This window comes from Paenibacillus tyrphae, assembly GCF_000722545.1.
GTDB lineage: Bacteria > Bacillota > Bacilli > Paenibacillales > NBRC-103111 > Paenibacillus_G > Paenibacillus_G tyrfis.
The window spans coordinates 180,503-199,739 of record NZ_JNVM01000015.1 but is presented as its reverse complement, the minus strand read 5'-3'; the positions used below and the strand labels follow the sequence as shown (position 1 = coordinate 199,739).

General features: G+C 56.5%; 14 protein-coding genes. 7 read left to right on the top strand and 7 right to left on the bottom strand.

Translation table 11 applies throughout. The features are described 5' to 3' along the window. Nucleotides 1-146: 146 nt before the first annotated feature. A complete protein-coding gene (locus tag ET33_RS18960) occupies nucleotides 147-5,579 on the top strand; it encodes an S-layer homology domain-containing protein (protein WP_051775440.1) in 5,433 nt (1,810 codons plus the stop codon). A gap of 219 nt (nucleotides 5,580-5,798) precedes the next feature. On the opposite strand, the gene ET33_RS18955 is transcribed toward ET33_RS18960, so the two are convergent. Then, nucleotides 5,799-6,290: a DUF6022 family protein gene (locus tag ET33_RS18955; RefSeq protein ID WP_235206756.1), complete on the bottom strand. Its 492-nt coding sequence runs from the start codon at nucleotides 6,288-6,290 to the stop codon at nucleotides 5,799-5,801. Between the two features lie 159 nt (nucleotides 6,291-6,449). Here ET33_RS18955 and ET33_RS18950 point away from each other — a divergent pair, with 159 nt between their 5' ends. Next, complete coding sequence (locus ET33_RS18950) at nucleotides 6,450-7,151, top strand: MerR family DNA-binding transcriptional regulator (protein WP_036685254.1); 702 nt, start codon at nucleotides 6,450-6,452, stop codon at nucleotides 7,149-7,151. An 83-nt stretch (nucleotides 7,152-7,234) separates the two neighbouring features. Here ET33_RS18950 and ET33_RS18945 read toward each other — a convergent pair whose 3' ends face one another. After that, nucleotides 7,235-7,669 carry a DUF6843 domain-containing protein gene (locus tag ET33_RS18945; protein WP_144028801.1) on the bottom strand — a complete coding sequence of 145 codons (435 nt, stop codon included), beginning with the start codon at nucleotides 7,667-7,669 and terminating at the stop codon, nucleotides 7,235-7,237. Continuing rightward, the gene (locus ET33_RS18940; protein ID WP_036685145.1) at nucleotides 7,666-8,571 is read right to left on the bottom strand and encodes a LysR family transcriptional regulator; all 906 of its coding nucleotides are present in this window, start codon (nucleotides 8,569-8,571) and stop codon (nucleotides 7,666-7,668) included. Before ET33_RS18940 ends, ET33_RS18945 begins: the two co-directional genes overlap by 4 nt. Nucleotides 8,572-8,806: 235 nt before the next feature. On the opposite strand from ET33_RS18940, the gene ET33_RS18935 reads away from it, so the two are divergent. From ET33_RS18935 to ET33_RS18915, 5 genes are read left to right on the top strand one after another with little or no spacing between them, the layout of a single operon-like run. Then, the gene (locus ET33_RS18935; protein ID WP_036685142.1) at nucleotides 8,807-10,186 is read left to right on the top strand and encodes a GntP family permease; all 1,380 of its coding nucleotides are present in this window, start codon (nucleotides 8,807-8,809) and stop codon (nucleotides 10,184-10,186) included. Between the two features lie 25 nt (nucleotides 10,187-10,211). Beyond that, nucleotides 10,212-10,997: a 3-hydroxybutyrate dehydrogenase gene (locus ET33_RS18930; protein WP_036685139.1), complete on the top strand. Its 786-nt coding sequence runs from the start codon at nucleotides 10,212-10,214 to the stop codon at nucleotides 10,995-10,997. Between the two features lie 22 nt (nucleotides 10,998-11,019). Beyond that, on the top strand, nucleotides 11,020-11,721 hold the full coding sequence (locus tag ET33_RS18925; protein ID WP_036685136.1) for a CoA transferase subunit A: 702 nt from the start codon (nucleotides 11,020-11,022) through the stop codon (nucleotides 11,719-11,721). Between the two features lie 16 nt (nucleotides 11,722-11,737). After that, nucleotides 11,738-12,397 (top strand): 3-oxoacid CoA-transferase subunit B, encoded by a 660-nt coding sequence (locus tag ET33_RS18920; protein ID WP_036685133.1) that lies wholly within the window; start codon nucleotides 11,738-11,740, stop codon nucleotides 12,395-12,397. Nucleotides 12,398-12,437: 40 nt separating this feature from the next. Then, a complete protein-coding gene (locus ET33_RS18915) occupies nucleotides 12,438-13,625 on the top strand; it encodes an acetyl-CoA C-acetyltransferase (RefSeq protein WP_036685131.1) in 1,188 nt (395 codons plus the stop codon). Between the two features lie 78 nt (nucleotides 13,626-13,703). On the opposite strand, the gene ET33_RS18910 is transcribed toward ET33_RS18915, so the two are convergent. The 4 genes from ET33_RS18910 to ET33_RS18895 form a co-directional block, all read right to left on the bottom strand. Then, nucleotides 13,704-15,128 carry a sugar porter family MFS transporter gene (locus ET33_RS18910; protein ID WP_036685129.1) on the bottom strand — a complete coding sequence of 475 codons (1,425 nt, stop codon included), beginning with the start codon at nucleotides 15,126-15,128 and terminating at the stop codon, nucleotides 13,704-13,706. Between the two features lie 220 nt (nucleotides 15,129-15,348). Further along, nucleotides 15,349-16,695 carry a helix-turn-helix domain-containing protein gene (locus tag ET33_RS18905; protein ID WP_036685127.1) on the bottom strand — a complete coding sequence of 449 codons (1,347 nt, stop codon included), beginning with the start codon at nucleotides 16,693-16,695 and terminating at the stop codon, nucleotides 15,349-15,351. Next, on the bottom strand, nucleotides 16,670-18,124 hold the full coding sequence (locus tag ET33_RS18900; RefSeq protein ID WP_036685125.1) for a sensor histidine kinase: 1,455 nt from the start codon (nucleotides 18,122-18,124) through the stop codon (nucleotides 16,670-16,672). The genes ET33_RS18905 and ET33_RS18900 overlap by 26 nt, the downstream gene beginning before the upstream one ends. Beyond that, entirely contained in the window at nucleotides 18,121-19,107 is a 987-nt protein-coding gene (locus tag ET33_RS18895; RefSeq protein ID WP_036685123.1) for a substrate-binding domain-containing protein, read from the bottom strand. Before ET33_RS18895 ends, ET33_RS18900 begins: the two co-directional genes overlap by 4 nt. Between the last annotated feature and the right edge of the window lie 130 nt (nucleotides 19,108-19,237).

The window sequence follows — 19,237 nt, the reverse complement described above, 5'->3', positions numbered from 1 at the left end:
TGGCGCTTCACAAAAGCTTAACGGGCGGATGCCAAGCGGTGAAAAGGATCGAAGAAGATGTGTATAGGCAGCTCGGCCACTCCCGGGTATAGTTCGATTTGAAAGACGGAAATCCACCTACAAGACCAGACGGGAGTGTGCAAAGCGTGTTTAACAGGAAGTGGAAATCATGGGTTTCGACGCTGACGGTGGGCGGTCTGCTGCTTGGACTGCTGCCTCCGGGCGGATGGGGAACATCGGCAGCGGAGGCGGCCGGTACGCCGGATTATGGTAAAGTGCCGAAGCTGCTTATTACGGAGCTTGTCCCCGACAGCTCGAATGTGGCGGGAAAAGCCGTCGATGCTTACGAGTTCATCGAGGTATACAACAATTCAAAGCAGACGGTCAACTTCAAGGACTATACGCTGGCCTATCTGGCCGGATCGAGCGAGACGGTGTGGTCGGCGGTCTATAACAACAATATGGCGATTCCGCCTCAGCAGACGATCGTGCTGTGGGTCATGAACGCCGACAATACGAACGAGCCGACGGCGGCCTTCAATGCGAATTACGGCACGTCGCTGCAGGAAAACGTCAATTTGTTCCGCGTGAACGGCGGCGGAGGCATGTCGAACAGCGCGCCCCGGAGCCTGCTGGTGAAGGACAAGAGCGGCAGCATCATCTCTTCCGCATCGTATCAGAACGACGCCCAGACGGTTCAGGACATGGGTATCGTGTATCAGTATCCGACAGACGGCAGCGTCAACATGACGATGAGCAGCGCAGGAACGACGGCGGCATCGCCGGGCCGGATCGAGGCCTTTCAGGTACCGGCATTGACGCCGGACGACGTGCCGTCGGGCTCCAAGCTGCAAATTAATCACACGCCTCCTGCGGAAGCGTCGAATGCCGACGATTTGCCGATTTCGGCCGTGTTTACCGGGAATCAGCAGACGGTAACCGCTGCGGTCTATTATAAAACCGGCTCGCAGTCGGCGTTCACGTCGCTGCCAATGTCTGCTGCTCCGGGCGGCGGCTATACGGCGAAAATTCCGCGGGAGTCGCTGGCCGAATCCGTGCTGCAGTATTTCATTCAAGCGAAGGATGGGAGCCGGACGGTTACCTCGGAGACGTATACGGTAACGGTGAAGCTGCCCGACTTCGATTATTCCAAGCTGCCGCCGATCCTCGTGACCGAATTGCTGCCGAACAGCACGAATGTGGGAGGAGCGGACGGCTACGAATTTATCGAGATTTACAACAATACGGACCAGCCGATTAACTTCAAGGACTACAAGCTGTTCTACCGGTATACCGATTCGGGGCCGGAGGACGACGTCCTCTGGCCGACGGACCGGGAAGACTTGATTCTTCCGCCGAAGAAGCCGTTCGTGTTCTGGGTCATCAACAGCCAAAATACGGCCAAAACCGTAGCGGATTTTAACGCGGCCTACCAGACGAATCTCGTGGAAAATACGGACATCGTCAAAGTATACAGCGACGGGATGGCCAATGGCTCCAAGCGGGGCGTTTCCATCGGAACCAATACGCATGTCGACGTATCCGTCGCGTATTATGACGGCTCGCTGCCGAACGAGACGAAAGAAAATTACGGCATCGTTTACAAGTATCCGATGGACGGCACAGGCACGATGATCAAGGCGAGCGCCGGATTGAAGCCGGCCAGTCCGGGAAGCCTGGAGCGGTGGCAAGTGCCGGCACAATCGTTGATCGTTACCCCGGATACGTCGGCTCCGACGGTGGCGAACCTGACTCAGGCGTCGCAAGTGGAGCAGTGGAGCAACCTGGAGCTGGTCGCCGATGCCGTGGATGACCGTCAGGTGCTGACGACGGCGCTGTATTTCCGCTCCGACAACCAGGCGGAGTACACGAAACGGTACCTGTACCAGAACTACAACGATAAAAAGTATCATTATACGGTGTATTCGCCCGACCTGATCGGTAAATCGTACATCGAGTATTATTTCAAGGTGTCCGACGGGAAGAATGAGACGACGTCTCCCGTATACCGTGCGAACGTGACCGGGGGGATGAATAAAGACGGCCTCCGGCTGAACCTGAAGGACGGGGAGCTCGTATCCGGCCAGCGCATCGTCAAAGCGGCTGCAGGTCAGTCCGGTCCGGATGCGGTGAAGCTGGCCATTGACGGTCAAGACCTTTCTTCCCAGACGTATGCTGCGATGGAGAGCGATGCCTATTTTGCTTTCGAGGCGGCCTCGGTCGATTATTATTTCAAAAATGCCGTAACCATCGGCAAAGAAATCATCTATACGTTCCAAGACCCGATCCCGACGTACCAGACCCTTTCGGTGCCAATCGGTGCAGACCGGCTGCGGGTAGGCAGTAACGTATTTTCGATCCGGGCGGGCTCGAAGTCGTCTCCGTTCGACGATCGTCCGGAGGAGAACAAGGACGATTTCAACGTGAAAAACGTGCGGCTGGTGCTCGCCGACGGAACGGCTCTGTACGATCCCAAGTATGCCAATAAGGAAAAAGAGATCAAGATGGGTGACAGCGACGGCCGTTTCGAGGCGCTCGATTTCCAATTCAATCTGGATGCCAATCAATTGAAGGCCAAAGCGTATGCTTGGGATACGAAGCAGCTGAGCGACGGCGTCCACCAAGTGACGGCCACCAGCGCGGTGTACGGTACGGTGACGGCCAACGTGACGGTCGACAACACCGCTCCGGTTATCAAGCCTTCGGTCGAAAGCGGCAAGGTGTACCGCGGAGCGTTTACGCTTGATGCGAAGGTAGCGGATGCGCAGACGGGCGTGAAAGCCGTCGAGGCGGTGCTGAACGGCAAGCCGGTTACGCTGCCGTATGCGACGAGCTCTTCCCAGCTTGGCAAGGGGACGCATACGCTCGTGATCCGGGCAGCGGACAACGTGGGCAATAAGGCGGAAAGCACGGTCAGCTTCGAGGTGCCGGAGGAAGATCCGCATAAGCCGACGGTTGTGGCGCCTGTCGACGGGCAGACCAGTGTCGATCCGAACGCCGTGCTGAAGGTGAAGGTCGAGGACCCGAACAACGATGAGATGAACGTGGCGTTCTATCGCGGATTCCACTATGGCGGCAGCCATCGGGCCGGTTTGACCGCCAAGCGGGGCGCGTCGGACATTGAGCCGCCGAAGCAGCTGGAGCTGGCCGGGGAGAAGGCGTTCACGGAGGAAGATTACCGGAAGATCAGTGCGGCGGACGGGGACTATCTGATCGACGATTCCGTCGGTCAATTCCCGTACCATCGTTTCGAAGCGAAGCTGGACCCGTCCGTTCAAGCGACGGACCGTGTGAAGGTAGAATGGAAGGGCAAATCGCTCGAAGGCCGCAAGGTCAGCCTGTACGGCTGGAGCCCGAAGGCGCAGCAGTGGACGATGCTCGATAGCAAGGTGGCGGGAGCGGAAGATTTTGCATTGACCGCTACCGTGGCTGCCGGGGAGTACAATACGAACGGCACGATCCAGCTGATCGTGCAGGACGAGCTTCCGGTATCGCAGCAATCGTACGATTTTTCGTTCTTGTGGATGTCCGATACGCAGTATTACTCGGAAAGCTACCCGGAAATTTACCGGCGCAACGTCGAGTGGATTGCCCAGAATCAGGACGCGATGAAAATCAAATATGTCGTCCATACCGGCGATATTGTGGATGAAGCGGACAAAGAGTATCAGTGGATCGAAGCGGACCGGAATATGAAGGTGCTGGAGGATGCAAAAGTTCCTTACGGCGTGCTTGCGGGCAATCATGACGTGTCCCATCAGCTGTCGGACTATACGCAGTACTGGAAATATTTTGGAGAGGACCGGTTCAAGAAGCAGCCGACCTTTGGCGGGTCTTATCAGAACAACCGCGGTCATTACGACTTGGTTTCCGCGGGCGGCAACGACTTTATTTTCGTCTACATGGGCTGGAACATCGGCGATGCCGAAATTCAGTGGATGGACGAGGTGCTGAAGCAGTACCCGGACCGCAGGGCGATTTTGAACTTCCATGAATTTTTGCTCGTTTCCGGCAACCGGGCCCCGATTGCGGACAAAATTTACGAGAAGGTCGTCGTCCCGAACAAAAACGTCATTGCCGTCTTGAGCGGCCACTATCATGATGCGGAAACGAAGATCGATCCGATCGACGACGACGGCGATGGCAAACCGGACCGCACCGTCTACCAGATGCTGGCGGACTATCAAGGGGCCGAAAAAGGCGGGCTCGGCTATATCCGCCTGCTGCAATTCGATGTGAACCGCAACAAAATTTACGTTAAAACGTATTCGCCGTATTTGGACGACTACAACTACTACGATCCGAAGGAGTATCCGGGCAAGGACGAGTTCGAGCTGGACGTGAATTTGACGCCGATGCAGAAGCGCGTGGCGACGGATTACATGAGCATCAGCGTGTATACGGACCAAGCCATCGGTCAGGTCGATCAGGTGGCCGGAGGCCAGGAGGCTTCTGTCGTTTGGAGCGGTCTGCAGCCGCAAAGCTACAATCAATGGTACGTGCGGGCGGCGGACAACAACAGCGGGCAAACGCTGTCGGACATCTGGGGCTTCACGACAGGCGCTGCGCCGACGGACGGCACGGACAAAACCGCTCCGGTATGGCCGGAGGGTAGCGCGCTGAAGGCGTCGGACGTGACGGAAACAGCGGTAACGTTAAGCTGGAGCGCCGCGACGGACAATGTGGCGGTTACCGGCTACCGGATCAAGAACGGGGACAAAGAGTTGGTCAAGCTGCCTGGCGACAAGCTGTCGTACCGCGTGACGGGACTGAGCAGCGACACCCGCTATATGTTCCAAGTCGAAGCGGTAGACGCCGCGGGGAACTGGACGACCGGGCCGAGCGTCACCGTGCGGACGGAAAGCTCGTCTTCGAGCAGCGAAGACAGCAGCGGCAGCAGCAGCAACGGAAGCGGCAGCGGGGCCAAGCCGGGAACTCCGGCGAAACCGGAGCAGCCGAAGCCGGAGCAGCCGGCATCTCCGAAACCGGGCAAGGAAACGCCAACGGCTCCGACGCCTGCGCCGGTGCCGAATCCGTTCCGCGACGTGACGGAGCGCTACTCGTGGGCTAGCGAAGCGATCGCCGTGCTGGCTTCGAAAGGAATTATTCAAGGCACCTCCGACACGACGTTTGAGCCGGGTCAAAACATAACGAGAGCCGATTTTATTACCTTACTGGTTCGTGCTCTTGGCTTGAAAGGCGATTTCGATTCCAACTTCAGCGATGTGAATCCTAGCGATTATTATTATCAGGCCATCGGCATTGCGAAGAAGCTGGGCATTACCGACGGGGTGGAAGACAATAAATTCAACCCGAAAGAAAAAATATCGAGACAAGATTTGATGGTGCTTACGGCAAGAGCGCTGGACGTCTCCAAAAAGCTTGAAATCCGCGGAGCTGCGGCAGATCTGGCTTCCTATAGCGACAAAGCCGCCGTTGCTTCGTACGCAACGAACAGCGTGGCCGCTATGGTCAAAGCCGGTATCGTGGAAGGCAACGGCAGCGGACTGAATCCGAAGGGACAGGCGACCAGAGCCGAGACGGCCGTCATCCTGTACCGGATCTTCAAGAAGCTGTAATTCATCCTGACGCAGCAGCCGACGTCGAAAATTAGTTGCTTTATAAGTGAAAGATCAAGTCCCTGTTAGTTAAAAAGCTATATTAAATAAGGGGTTTCGCATACTAGACATATCTAATATGTGAAGCCCCTTATTGTTAAACTATCGTACTCCGTTTAATTTCATTGTTTATCGAAACTCCACATGAACCATGTTGATCTTTAAATTTCTTCCCTCCCACTACTCCTTAAGTTGCCGAATCCCTTGAATGATCTGCTCCTTGACGCTCTCCCGTATCGTGTAAAACACCGGTGCTGAAGGGATATCAAACTTCAAATGAGAGTGGGGAATATCTGTCAATAAGGTTCCAAGCGGTTGACCTTGCTTATTTCGGACAACGTTCCAGAATACACGCGATCTGTTGTCTTCCGGTCCCCATTTTTCAAGTGAGTTTCGAAAAATCAAGTTTTTGCCGATGACAAAATCGTCCTCTTCAAGGGTCTCCGTTACTTCGAATCCAGCCTCTTCCATCCTCTCAAATACAACCGGCATCAATTGATCCAAGAAAAGACCATACGCGGCATCCTCGATTTCAAGAAAAGCAGCCGTCAATTGTACATACATCGACTCGTATAAGGCCCTCCATTCAGATGCAATGTATCGGTTGCCTTCCGCCCCGATTTCTTCGATCGTCATGTCACAATGGTAGGTTGGAAATTGTTTACTCATCATAATTTAATACACCTCTTTTCTCAAATCTACTTTCATTCTATAACATACAAGCCAATTGAAAGGTTTAACGCAAAATGAGAAGGAAAATCAAATGTAATTCCAGAAAATCTTATAACTAACTTTAATCCTGATTTTTTAGGGAGAGATCGCGAGTTGACTATGCGTCCCAAAAAAATGGCGGCCACATTCATGATTAGCGCCAGCACCTTACGGAATTACGAGGCCAAAGGCCTCATTCCTCCAGCAGAACGATCCGTCAATGGCTATCGTATTTATACGGACCTGCATGCAACATACTTGGCATGTATTCAAGCCATGGCCCCAGCATTTGGGATGGAAGTGACAACCGAAGTGCTTCATTATCTTCGGCAGGACAAGACGCATGATGTTTTGTGGGTCATTAGGGAAAAGGAAGTCGCTTTATTTGAGGACAAAGAGAAATTAGACAAGCTGATCGAGGATATTCGACGACAATTGAACGAAAATACATCTCCATATACAAAGGAACGCTTCACCATCAATAAAGTATCTAAGCTGACTCATGTACCTAAATCGACGATTCGCTACTGGGAGCAAGCAGGTTATGTAACGGTGAATCGAGACCCTGAAAACCGTTATCGTTGTTACGATGGAGCTCATCTGCTAAAAATCAGGTTGATCCAAGTGCTTCAAAACTCCGTTTATTCAGAGGAAACCGTAAAATTTAAACAATCAATCGCCATTGCCGAACATACGGATCTGCAGATGCTCATGAAGATAGCTGAGAAAATCCGTACTTACCAAGATAAGAGGATCGAGTCCCAAATATGCGGGATATCTTGTTTATACAAATTAATTCAATTGACAAAAGCACCGATTTAACTCGGACGGAATCTTTGGCTTGTCCTCCGGAAAAAGGAGCAGCCCGAAATGGGCTTGATCTTTCTTCTTTTCGCAAGCACGCTTCAATTGCGGCTTCTCTCCTCATTCCATTGCTGTTCCGTACCGACGAAAAAAACATTGACTGAAAGTTCTTCCCTGGTTCCGTTTGAGGTAAGAACGTCTTTTGTACTCATCCCTTGGGTGCGGATCATGTCAAGCTCAATTCTTTTACGGTTCCCCTGCTCGTCGAGATAATAAAATTTCATTTCTCCCGATGTTGGCGAATCCGACGTATTCAAAATCCCCGTGCGCGGAATGAGGTTGACATACTCCGCTCCCTCGCGAGGCAGCGGAGGGCTGTCTTCCTGCTCGTATCTGATTTCGACCCATCCCGTATAACCGTCCGGCAATACATAAATGTGGCTTTTCTGATCGTTAATCCCGTAGCTCCCGATAATAATCGCACCAATGGAGATTCCAAAAAAGACGACAAGGTAGGCTACATATAATTTTTTCAACAAACGGGCTCACCGCCACCCGGGCCGGAGGTCTGTTCGACGAACCGGAGAAATTCGCGCATCGCGTAGGAAACGTAGCGCTCCTTGTTCCAAATGACGACGAGATTCCACGGAATCGCCGGATTCGTCATCGGCAGCACCCGGACGTCCGGGTTCACGACCTTGGAGCAGATTGCTTCGGGCAGCAGGGCGACACCCAATTCAGCGGCGACCATCTCTACAAGCAAATCCCATTGGGAGCTTTCGTGCGCGATGAGCGGATGAAATCCGGCCTGGTGGCACGCTTCGAGCACGTGATGGCGGACGCCGAAGCCTTTGGCGAACATGAGGAACGGCTCCCGGCTCAGGTCAGCCAGCTTCACAGGGGGATGCTCCGCCAGCGGATGCGACCGGTGGAGCACCAGCGCCAATTGCTGCCGGATAAAAGGCATCGTCCCGAAGCCGGCTTCCTCGTCGGGAGAAATGACGACGCCCAGATCGATCGATCCGTTCAGGACCCGCTGCTCGACGTTTTTGGCGCCTTCTTCGACCATCTCGAATTGGAGTCGGGGATACAGCTTCTGAAACGGCGCGATGACGCGCGGGAAAAAAACGGAGCTGATCACGGGAGGCAGTCCGATCGTAAGCGTTCCGGTCTTGAGCTGGGAGACGTCGTCCAGCGTAATGTACAGGTCATTCACCGCTTGAAGGATGTGATGGATTTGCTGGATCGCCGCGCTGCCCGCATCGGTTAACTTGACCTGCTTGCCTGAACGGTCGAACAACGTAACGCCCAGCTCTTCTTCCATGCTCCGGACCAGCTTGCTTAACGTCGGCTGCGTCATATGAAGCGCTTCTGCGGCTTTGGTGAAATTTTGCAGCTTGGCGACCTCAAGAAGATAAGTTAAGTTTCGCAAATCCAAAAAACTCATCTCCACCTATAATATTTTGGCATCGTTGTTATTCGATGTATGAATTTTACCTCGTGACGATCCTCATTGTAAACTGGAAGAGCCGCGAGAACTTCCAAATTTCGGGATGCAAAATTTCCAAAACAAAACAGCTTCAACAACCCGGTGGTCCAAGATTTTGTAATCGCTATCTTTGGAAGGGTTTGCAATGTATTCATCTTAGAGAAGAAAAGAGGACAAGCGCGAGATGATCATCGAAGTTCTGGCCATTGTGTTCGCTTTGGGATTGCTCATGTTTTTTGCTTACCGGGGCTATCCGGTCATTGTATTTGCTCCGATTTTCACCTTACTGGCCGTCGTCATCTCGGGCAATGCGCTCATGCCCAGCTATACGGAAACGTATATGACGAACGCGGCCAACTATGTAAAAAACTTTTTCCCCATTTTCCTGTTGGGGGCTATTTTCGGTAAAGTGATGGAAATGAGCGGGGCGGCGGCTTCCATTGCGCAGTCCATCGTGCGGGCGCTCGGCTCGAAGCGGGCGATTCTGTCCGTTATCCTGGCCTGTGCGGTGCTGACGTACGGCGGCGTATCGTTGTTCGTGGTGGCGTTTGCGGTGTATCCGTTTGCCGTGGCGATTTTCCGGGAAGCGAACGTGCCGAAACGGTTAATTCCGGGGACGATCGCGCTTGGCGCCTTTACGTTTACGATGGATGCGCTGCCGGGCACGCCGCAAATTCAAAATATTATCCCGACCAGCTATTTCGGGACGGACGCTTATGCCGCGCCGATCGTCGGAATCGCCGGCAGTCTGATGGTATTTTTCGGAGGACTCTGGTGGCTGGAACGCCGGCGCAAGCAGGCCGAAGCCGCCGGGGAAGGTTATGGAACGGATCATAAGAACGAGCCGGAGCTGCTGGAAAATCAGACGTATCCGAGCCTGTGGATCTCCGTGCTGCCGCTGCTGCTCGTGCTCGTCTTCAACTATTTGCTCAGCCGCGGCTTTTTGGACGTAACGACCTGGTATAATGCGGAGCTGCTAAAATCGTTTAATATCGCCAATGTGAAAACGGTTGCATCATCTTGGGCGCTCATTATCGCGCTATGCATCGGGATCGTCAGTGCCTTGTGCATTAATATTCGCCATGTGCAGAGCAAGCTGGCGGCCGGACTGACGGCGGCGGCGATGGGGTCGCTGCTGGCGATTTTCAACACCGCCTCGGAGGTCGGTTTCGGGAACGTGGTCAAGACGCTGCCCGGCTTTAAATTGATTCAAAACTGGATTATGGGCCTAAGCTCGCAGCCGCTCATCTCCGAAGCGGTATCGGTGAACATCCTCGCAGGCGTGACCGGCTCGGCCTCCGGCGGATTGTCCATTGCGCTCGAAGTGATGGGCAAAACGTACATGGCCACGGCTCAAGCGGCAGGCATCAGCCCGGAACTGCTGCACCGGATCGCTTCCATGGCCTCCGGGGGCATGGATACGCTGCCTCATAACGGCGCGGTGATCACGCTGCTGGCGATTACCGGCTTGACGCATCGCCAATCGTATAAGGACATTTTTGCTGTTACTGTGCTGAAGACGTTGACCGTGCTGATTTTGGCTGTGATCTTCTCATTCATTTAATAATTACCCAGCGGAGGGATGGACTATGGGAAATTTTTTAACGAATAAAGTCGCGTTAATTACGGGAGCCGCCAGCGGCATCGGCCTGGAAATAGCCCGCACCTTTGCGAAGGAAGGGGCCCGCGTGGTCGTCTCCGACATGCACGGGGACAAAGCGGAAAGCGCGGCGGAAGAGCTGCGCAGCGCGGGCTATGAAGCGATGGGTGTAAGCCTCGATGTGACGCGGGAGAGCGATTTTGCCGCTGCGGTCGAAGCGGCCCGCGGGGCTTACGGGAGACTGGATATTCTGGTCAACAATGCGGGCCTGCAGCATGTCGCGCCGATCGAGGATTTTCCGGTAGAGAAGTTCGATTTCATGCTGAAGGTGATGCTGACCGGCGCTTTTATCGGGATCAAGCACGTGTTTCCGATCATGAAAGAGCAGGGCTGGGGCCGCATCATCAACATGGCTTCGATTAACGGAGTGATCGGCTTCGCGGGCAAAGCCGCCTATAACAGCGCGAAGCACGGGCTGATCGGCCTCACGAAGGTCGCAGCCCTGGAAGGGGCGGCACACGGCATTACCGTCAATGCGCTGTGTCCGGGCTACGTCGACACGCCGCTTGTTCGCGGCCAGCTGAACGATCTGGCGAAAACCCGTCAGGTGCCGCTGGAGCGGGTGCTGGAAGAGGTCATTTACCCGCTCGTCCCGCAAAAGCGGCTGCTGTCGGTTGAAGAAATCGCCGAATTCGCCATGCTGATCGCTAGCGACAAAATGAAGGGCGTCACCGGGGCATCGCTGCTGATCGACGGAGGTTACACCGCGCAATAAACCATTCGGAGGAGGAGAGGGCATGGGCACAAGTAAAGTGATGGGCTCCATGGCGGAAGCCGTACGGGATATTCAGGACGGAGCCGTGCTGATCGTCGGCGGCTTCGGGCTGTGCGGCATTCCGGAGCATCTGATCGCGGCATTGAGGGAACAAGGGACGAAGGATTTGACCGTCGTCAGCAATAACTGCGGCGTCGACGACTGGGGATTGGGGCTGCTGCTCGCAAACCGGCAAATCAAGAAAATGGTGTCTTCCTACGTGGGGGAGAACAAAACGTTCGAGAAGCAGTTCTTGAGCGGCGAGCTGGAGGTCGAGCTGGTGCCGCAGGGCTCGCTCGCGGAACGGATTCGGGCAGGCGGCGCGGGGATTCCCGGCTTTTACACGGCGACCGGCGTCGGGACTCCGGTTGCGGAAGGCAAGGAGCACAAGACGTTCGACGGGCGGACGTACCTGCTGGAGCGGGCGATTGTCGGGGATTTTGCCCTGGTCAAAGCTTGGAAGGCCGATCCGATGGGGAATCTCGTCTTCCGCAAGACGTCGCGCAACTTCAATCCGATGGCCGCAGCGGCGGGCAAAATTACGATTGCGGAAGCGGAAGAGATCGTCGGCGTCGGGGAGCTGGACCCGGATGAGATTCATACGCCGGGCATTTACGTGCAGCGTGTCGTACAGGGCGGAAGCTACGAGAAACGGATCGAGCGGTTGACGGTCCGCAGCGTGTAAAAGAGGAGGGGTTCACATGAGCGATAGCCGAACCAGAATTGTGAAACGGGCCGTACAGGAAATTCAGGACGGCATGTATGTGAATTTGGGCATCGGGATGCCGACGCTGGTCGCCGACGAAATTCCGGCCGAGCTGAGCGTCATGCTGCACTCGGAGAACGGGCTGCTGGGGATCGGACCTTATCCGAAGCAGGGCGAGGAAGATCCGGACTTGATCAATGCCGGGAAAGAAACGGTCACGGCGATCCCGGGCGCTTCGTATTTCGACAGCGCAGAATCGTTCGCGATGATTCGCGGCGGCCATATCGATCTGGCGATTTTGGGCGGGATGGAAGTATCCGAAGGGGGCGATCTGGCCAACTGGATGATTCCCGGCAAGATGGTTAAAGGCATGGGCGGCGCGATGGATCTGGTGAACGGAGCCAAGCGGATCGTCGTCATTATGGAGCATGTCAACAAGCACGGGGAAGCGAAAGTGAAAAAGGAATGCACGCTCCCACTGACCGGCCAAGGCGTCGTGCATCGGCTCATTACCGATCTCGCCGTCTTCGACTTTACCGCTCAAGGGATGGTGCTGATCGAATTGCTGGGCGGCGCAGAACTGGATGAGGTGCGGGCGGAAACGGAAGCTTCGTTTACGGTCGATCCCCGGCTGGCGGAGGAACTGGGAGCTTGAATTATAAATGCCGGTTTAACAAAGCTTGGAGGAGGTTCACATGAACAACGATGCGGTGATCGTAAGCGCCGTCCGTACGGCGATCGGCGGGTTTCAAGGGGCGCTGTCGGGCATTCCCGCCACGGAGCTCGGCAGCCTCGTGATCAAAGACGCGCTGGAGCGGGCTGGCGTCAGCGAGGAGCAGGTCGACGAGGTAATCATGGGCAACGTGCTGCAGGCGGGACTCGGACAAAATCCAGCGCGCCAGGCGTGGCTGAAAAGCGGTTTTTCCCATGCGGTGCCTGCACTGACGGTGAACAAGGTATGCGGCTCCGGCCTCAAGGCTGTCATGCTGGCGGCGCAAAGCGTGCGGCTGGGCGATGCGGAAATCGTCGTGGCGGGCGGCATGGAAAACATGAGCCAAGCGCCGTATTTGCTGGAAGGCGCCCGCTCGGGGCTGCGCATGGGCGACGGCAAGCTGGTCGATTCGATGGTCCGCGACGGACTGTGGTGCGCCATGTGCGACATCCATATGGGGATCACCGCGGAAAATATCGCGGACCGGTATGAGCTTACCCGTGCAGAGCAGGATGAATTTGCCGCCTGGAGCCAGCAGAAAGCGGAGCAGGCAATCCAATCGGGCCGTTTTCGGGACGAAATCGTCCCCGTGTCGATTCCGCAGCGAAAAGGCGATCCGATCGTCATCGATACCGACGAGCATCCGCGCTACGGTACGACGGCCGAGACGCTCGGCAAGCTTCGCCCTTCGTTCCGCAAGGACGGCACCGTGACCGCGGGGAACGCGTCGGGCATCAACGACGGAGCCGCGGCGCTGGTCGTCATGTCGGCGGCTCGGGCAGGGCAGCTTGGACTGAAGCCGCTGGCGCGGATCAGAGGCTATGCGCATGCGGCTTTGGACCCTTCGGTCATGGGACTCGGTCCTGTGGATGCGGTCCGCAAGCTGCTTGGCAAAACCGGTGTGTCGATGGACGACATCGACCTGCTGGAGCTGAACGAAGCGTTCGCCGCCCAATCGCTTGCGGTCGGACGGGACCTCGGCGTGCCGCGGGAAAAGCTGAACGTGAACGGCGGCGCCATCGCGCTCGGTCATCCGATCGGCGCCAGCGGTGCCCGCGTGCTCGTCACGCTGCTCCATGAGCTGATCAAGCGTGACGGGAAGCTCGGTCTCGCGGCGCTGTGCATCGGCGGCGGGCAAGGGGTTGCGATGCTGGTTGAGCGGGAGGCGTAACGGCTAACGCGATATTTGTACGTAAAAAGAGGAGCGCGCAGGGGAGCGCTCCTCTTTTTCGTGTGATATGCGAAGCCCTTAATCGACCGCTGCAGCCAGAGCCGGTTGGTCGCCCGATTCGGCTTTCGCTTTGGCCGACCAGACGGCTTCGATTTCCTCCAGCGATTTGCCTTTCGTCTCGGGCACGACGCGCCAGGTGAACAGGAACGTAACGAGCGACAGCGCGCCGAAAATCCAGAAGGTCATCGCCGGTCCCGCGGTATTCAGCATCGGAGGGAACGACTGGGACACGATATAATCGGCTGCCCAGAGCGACATGGAAGCGATCGCCGTCGCCCGGCCCCGGATGCGGTTCGGGAATATTTCGGACAGCAGCACCCAGACGACCGGACCGAGCGAGATGGCGAAGGCGGCGACATAGACCAAAATAAAGACCAGCACCAGCGGACCCGACGTCTGCCCGCTATGGAACGCGATGCCGATGACCAGCAGAGAGACGGTCATCAAGGCCGAGCCGACCAACAGCAGCGCTTTGCGTCCCGCTTTATCGATGAGCCACAGGGCCAGAATTGTGAACAGGAAGTTGATCAGCCCGACCAAGATGGTCTGGACCAGCGAAGCGTTCGTGCCTGCACCGGCTTCTTTGAAAATTTCCGGGGCATAATACATGATGGCGTTAATTCCCGTCACCTGCTGCAGCACGGCCAGCACCACGCCGACGAGCAAGGCGGTGCGCAGCCCGGGGCTGAACAGCTGGCGGAGCGAGGCGTTTTCCTGCTTGAACGACTCCTTGATGTCGAGCACTTCCTGCCGGGCCAGATCGTCGCCGTGAATCTTGAGCAGAATCGGCAGCGCTTCGACCGGTCTTCCCTGCTTGATCAGCCAGCGGGGGCTTTCGGGAACGAAAAACAGTAATACCAAGAACAGCACGCCCGGTAGCACTCCAATGCCGAACATCCAACGCCAGCCGGTGGCGATATTCCAGGCGTCATCAGCGTAGCCGGCAATGCCCGAGTTGACAAAGTAAACGAGGAAAATGCCGGTCACGGTAGCAAACTGGTTCAGCGCGACCAGACGGCCGCGGTACTGGGCCGGAGCGATTTCCGCGTTATACAGCGGGCATAGGGTAGAGGTGATGCCGATCCCGATGCCTCCGATCATCCGGGCAATAATGTAGCCGGTGAACGTATCCGGGATGGCGGAGCCGACCGAGCCGATAATGAACAGCGCCGCCGCGGCAATCAGCACCTTTTTCCGGCCGAATCTATCGCTCAGCATGCCGGAAGCGGCAGCCCCGGCAATGCAGCCGATAATCAGGCTGGAGACGGCCCAGCCGACCTCCAATTCGTTCAAGTCGAAGCGCTGCTTCATGAAACCGACTGCGCCCGATACGACAGCCGTATCAAAACCGAACAATAAGCCGCCCAAAGCGGCAACGATAGAAACAAGCGTAACGAACCTCATGCTGACTTGTCCGTTTTGCGTGGTGGGAATCGTGCTCATGATCCATTCTCCTTTCCGCGTATCCGGAAGTGGGTTCATTATATCACGCGAGCCGGCGAGGCTAATCGGCAATCACCCGCACTTATTTGTGCTCTTCCCGCATTTAATTCGGAATTCCCTTGCTTCGTCCGTCGCACAACGCAGGCTAGCATTTTCTTGTTCTCCGAACGCAAAAAAGTCCATGTCTCCTTAAGAGAGCATGGACATCCGCATGATTCGTTTATTTCGTTTGGCCCCGGTAGTCGGTCGGCGTCACGCCGGTCACTTTTTTGAATACGCGGCTGAAATAGTTCGGGTCTTTATACCCTACCTCGAAGCATACTTCCTTCAGGCTTAAATCCGTCGAGGCCATCAGTTCCTTGGCTCTGCCGATCCGCAGGTTCGTGACAAAGTCGATAAACGTTTCACCCACCTGCTGCTTGAAAATTTTGCTGAAGTAGTGGGGATTCAGGTGGACGTAATCCGCCACTTCCTCCAGCGACAGCTCTTCGGCAAACCGCTCTTGAATGTACCTTTTGGCTTTGTCAAGGACATTGACCGTCTGCCGCTCGCGCTCTTCCCGAATGCGCTGCAGCGCCGAGATTACGTACGACTGACGCGCTGTTTCTCTGTGGGCGGACCTTGCTTCGGGCTCTTGAAGCACGCCAGCCTTGTCTTCTTTCAGCTCGTCGAAAAGGCATACTTTGCCGCCCTGCTCGAAATAGGTGGAGGCAAAAACGGCCTCGAAATACGAGGTGCGCAGCCCCGCTGCTTCCTTATGGACCGACCCGATGCCGACCGATACCGCCAATTCGAGCTGCCGCTCGGTTAATTCGCACAGCTTTGCTCCGCACTGCCTGATTTTGTCCTTCCATGCGGCCTCCGAAGCTTCTTCCGGTTTCTTGCGCACGAAAATTGCCATGTGGCGGTCGATCAGCGAGCTGACGATGCAAGGCTCCCCCTGCGCCTTGACGAAGGTGCGGATGAGGTCGTAGATTTTCTTCTTATCCGGTATGAAAGCCAGCTCCGGAAAAGCAACGACCATCGTGCAGCCTTGATCAAGAGGGAAGCCGAGCCATTCGGACAATTGTCCGGCGCCGGCGTCCAGCACTTGGTCAACCATGAACATCAGGGCGAGCTCGTTCTCCATCAAAGGGAGCTGCTGGGACATTTTGTCCCGGAGCTCCAATTCTTCCGTCCGCTTGCGCTTCTCCCGTTCCAGCTCTTCCACGAGCTGCTGCAGCATGCGGACGACTTGCTCCCGCTTCGCCGGTTTTACAATATATTCCTTCACACCGAGCGACAAGGCTTCCTTGGCATAGGCAAAATAGTCGTAGGCTGTAACCACGACCAGCTTCGCATCGTGCAGCCGCTCTTTGATTTCACGCAAAGCGGCCAAGCCTTGAATGCCGGGCATATTGACATCCATCAAAATAATATGCGGACGATGCTCTTCCGCCAGCTCAATGGCTCTCCGTCCGTTCTCGGCATGAACGACCCGGAACGTATCCGGCATCGCGCGCCGGATGATCCATTCCAGCCCTTCCCGTTCCAACGCTTCATCATCTGCGATCATCAGCCGGTACATGCGCCGTCTCACCCTCCTTTCCGCGGGGAATCCGGATCGTCACCGTCGTTCCTTCTCCCGGTTTGCTATCGATGTCCACCAGATCGCCGCGCCCGAAAAACAGCTGCAGCCGCTTGAACACGTTGCGCGTTCCGAGTCCGGTTGATTCCTTTTTTGCTGTATCTTGCCCGGATCTTGCGCCGTTGTCGTCCTCCAGCCTCAGCAAGGCTTGCCGGACTTCCTCGCTCATGCCGCGGCCGTTGTCCGAGATGGTCAGACGCATATGCTCCGGCTCGCGCCGGACCGTCAGGCGGATCACGGCGCCTTGCTCCATCCGTTCAATGCCGTGCACGAACGCATTCTCCACGATGGGCTGAAGCGTCAGAGCTGGGATGGGCACCTCCAGCGCGGACTCGTCGATGTCCGTCTCGATCTGGAACCGGTCGCGGAAGCGGGCCTGCTGGATCGTCACGTACTCCCGGACGTGCTCCAGCTCTTCACGCAGCGTCACCGGCCGGTCCAGCTTGCGCAAGTTGTAGCGCAGTAGGTTCGACATCGACACGATCAGGTCGCTTGTCCGCTCCGCGCCTTCCAGCAGCGCCAGCTTGGAAAGCGCATTGAGCGTATTGAACAAAAAGTGGGGATGAATCTGGCTTTGCAGCGCCTGAAGCTCGAGCTCCTTCACCAGCCGGCCCATCTCCAGCCGTTCTTTGTCCTTCTCGATCAGCAGCTTGAGGTCGGCCAGCATCCGTTTGAAGGCATCGGACAAAATGCCCAGCTCATCCTCCGATTGCAGCGGCGGCGGCTCCGGATTCAGATTCCCCCGGGAAATTTGCCCGGCCATCTCGACCAGCCGGTTGACCGGTCCGGTAACGCTGCGGGAGATCCAGACCGCGACCACGACGCTGAGCAGCGTATTGACGACGAATACGGCTGCGGCCAGCCGGTTCATGCGGTCGTTTTCCGCCTGGATCTGCTTGTAGACCGGCTGATACGAGCTCAGCTCCAGATCGACGAGATGCTGCTCTTCCTCGCGGATAAACCGGGTCGTGGTCTCCGCTTCCTCGTAACGGGCCGGGGTGCCGCCAGGCAGGGCAGCGAGCGCCTGCTCCATCTGCGTATCGAGCAGATGGAGGTAGCCGGTCAGCTCCGACGTATGGGGAGACGCGCCGCTGAGCCCGGCAAGCGCGGCCCGCAGCTCCAGCAGTTTGGCCCGCTCCCGGTCAAGCTCCGCTTTCCGGTCTTCGCCCGGATTCAGTAAATACGCATAGAGCGTCTTGAGATGATCCTCCGCCGCCTGGGCGGACTGCTTGTACAGCAGGATGCGGTTCATCATCAGATCGTAGCTTTGCTGCACGACCTTTCCGCTCTGGAATAAAAAGAACGTGACCGAGTTGACGAGCAGCACGAGCAGGGGAATAAACAGCAGCAGCTTGGTGCGGATCGTCATGGGCAGCTTCCCCCGTTCTCCAAGGCGCTGCGATCAAGCACGGACGTATCGGTATAGTGCTGCGGCTGCGGCGTTTTGCCTTGAAAATAATCGTGCAGCAGCGTTACGGCATCGAAGCCCATTTGACGCGGCTGCTGGACGATCGTAGCGGCAAGCTTGCATTGCCGGACGCCTTCCGTCGTTTCCGGCAGGTCGTCGAACGCAAAAATGCGCAGCCCCTGCGGCCGGATGCGCCCCGCGGCTTCCAGCATGCCCGGGCCGTCCAAGGCGCTGAATCCGGCCAAATAGCCGATCTGCGGATGCCCGAGCAGCATGGCTGCCGCTTGGTCGGCCGCTTGCAGGCGCGAAATGTTCGATGAGCGCACCTCGGCGATCCCCAGCTTCGGATAACGGCTGATTACCGAGCGGAAGCCTTCGAGCCGCAGCCGTTGATTGGGCGCTTCGCTGCCGATCAGGACACCGATCGTTCCCGAGCCTCCCGACGCCTGCGCCACAAGCTCGCCCATCCGTTTTCCTGCTTCCGTGTTGTCCGTGCCGACATAAGCCAGCCGCCGACTTTCCGGCTCGTCCGTATCGACCGCGATCACGGGAATGCCGCGGTTGGCCGCTTTGTCGATCAGTCCCCGGTACTGCGGGTCACCGATGCCCTGAAGCAGAATCGCATCGGCCTTGGCTGCGATTGCTTTTTCCAGCAGCTTGGACTGTTCGGCCGGGTTGATGCGGAACGGTCCGGTATAATCCAGCTCCATGCCGTACTGCCGGGCCGCTTCCCGCGCGCCCTGCTCGATGGACCGCCAATACGGGTTATCCAGCTCCTGAGGGATCAGGACGATATGGCGAGGGCGGTCTCCTTCCTGGGGACCGGATTCAAGCGGCCGGACCAGCTCTCTTATGCGCAGCGTAGAGAACACGAATTGCAGCAGCAAGCAGGCAAAGACGGTAAAGAGGAGAAGAAGTCCCAGGTTCCATTTTCGGTTTGACATGCGGACGCTCCTTATATTCCGCGTTGAAATATAGGCTCATTATACGTGACGGCTTCCCGGGAGTAAATGTAGGACTACCCGGAATTTGCAAGCTTGGACATCCCCGACGGTTCGTCAAGCTTGCTCCTAG

Coding starts and splice junctions, on each gene's coding strand:
- ET33_RS18955 (WP_235206756.1), bottom strand. CDS start 6,290: ATGATGAGTAAACAATTTCCAACCTACCATTGTGACATGACGATCGAA.
- ET33_RS18950 (WP_036685254.1), top strand. CDS start 6,450: ATGCGTCCCAAAAAAATGGCGGCCACATTCATGATTAGCGCCAGCACC.
- ET33_RS18935 (WP_036685142.1), top strand. CDS start 8,807: ATGATCATCGAAGTTCTGGCCATTGTGTTCGCTTTGGGATTGCTCATG.
- ET33_RS18930 (WP_036685139.1), top strand. CDS start 10,212: ATGGGAAATTTTTTAACGAATAAAGTCGCGTTAATTACGGGAGCCGCC.
- ET33_RS18925 (WP_036685136.1), top strand. CDS start 11,020: ATGGGCACAAGTAAAGTGATGGGCTCCATGGCGGAAGCCGTACGGGAT.
- ET33_RS18920 (WP_036685133.1), top strand. CDS start 11,738: ATGAGCGATAGCCGAACCAGAATTGTGAAACGGGCCGTACAGGAAATT.
- ET33_RS18915 (WP_036685131.1), top strand. CDS start 12,438: ATGAACAACGATGCGGTGATCGTAAGCGCCGTCCGTACGGCGATCGGC.
- ET33_RS18910 (WP_036685129.1), bottom strand. CDS start 15,128: ATGAGCACGATTCCCACCACGCAAAACGGACAAGTCAGCATGAGGTTC.
- ET33_RS18905 (WP_036685127.1), bottom strand. CDS start 16,695: ATGTACCGGCTGATGATCGCAGATGATGAAGCGTTGGAACGGGAAGGG.
- ET33_RS18900 (WP_036685125.1), bottom strand. CDS start 18,124: ATGACGATCCGCACCAAGCTGCTGCTGTTTATTCCCCTGCTCGTGCTG.
- ET33_RS18895 (WP_036685123.1), bottom strand. CDS start 19,107: ATGTCAAACCGAAAATGGAACCTGGGACTTCTTCTCCTCTTTACCGTC.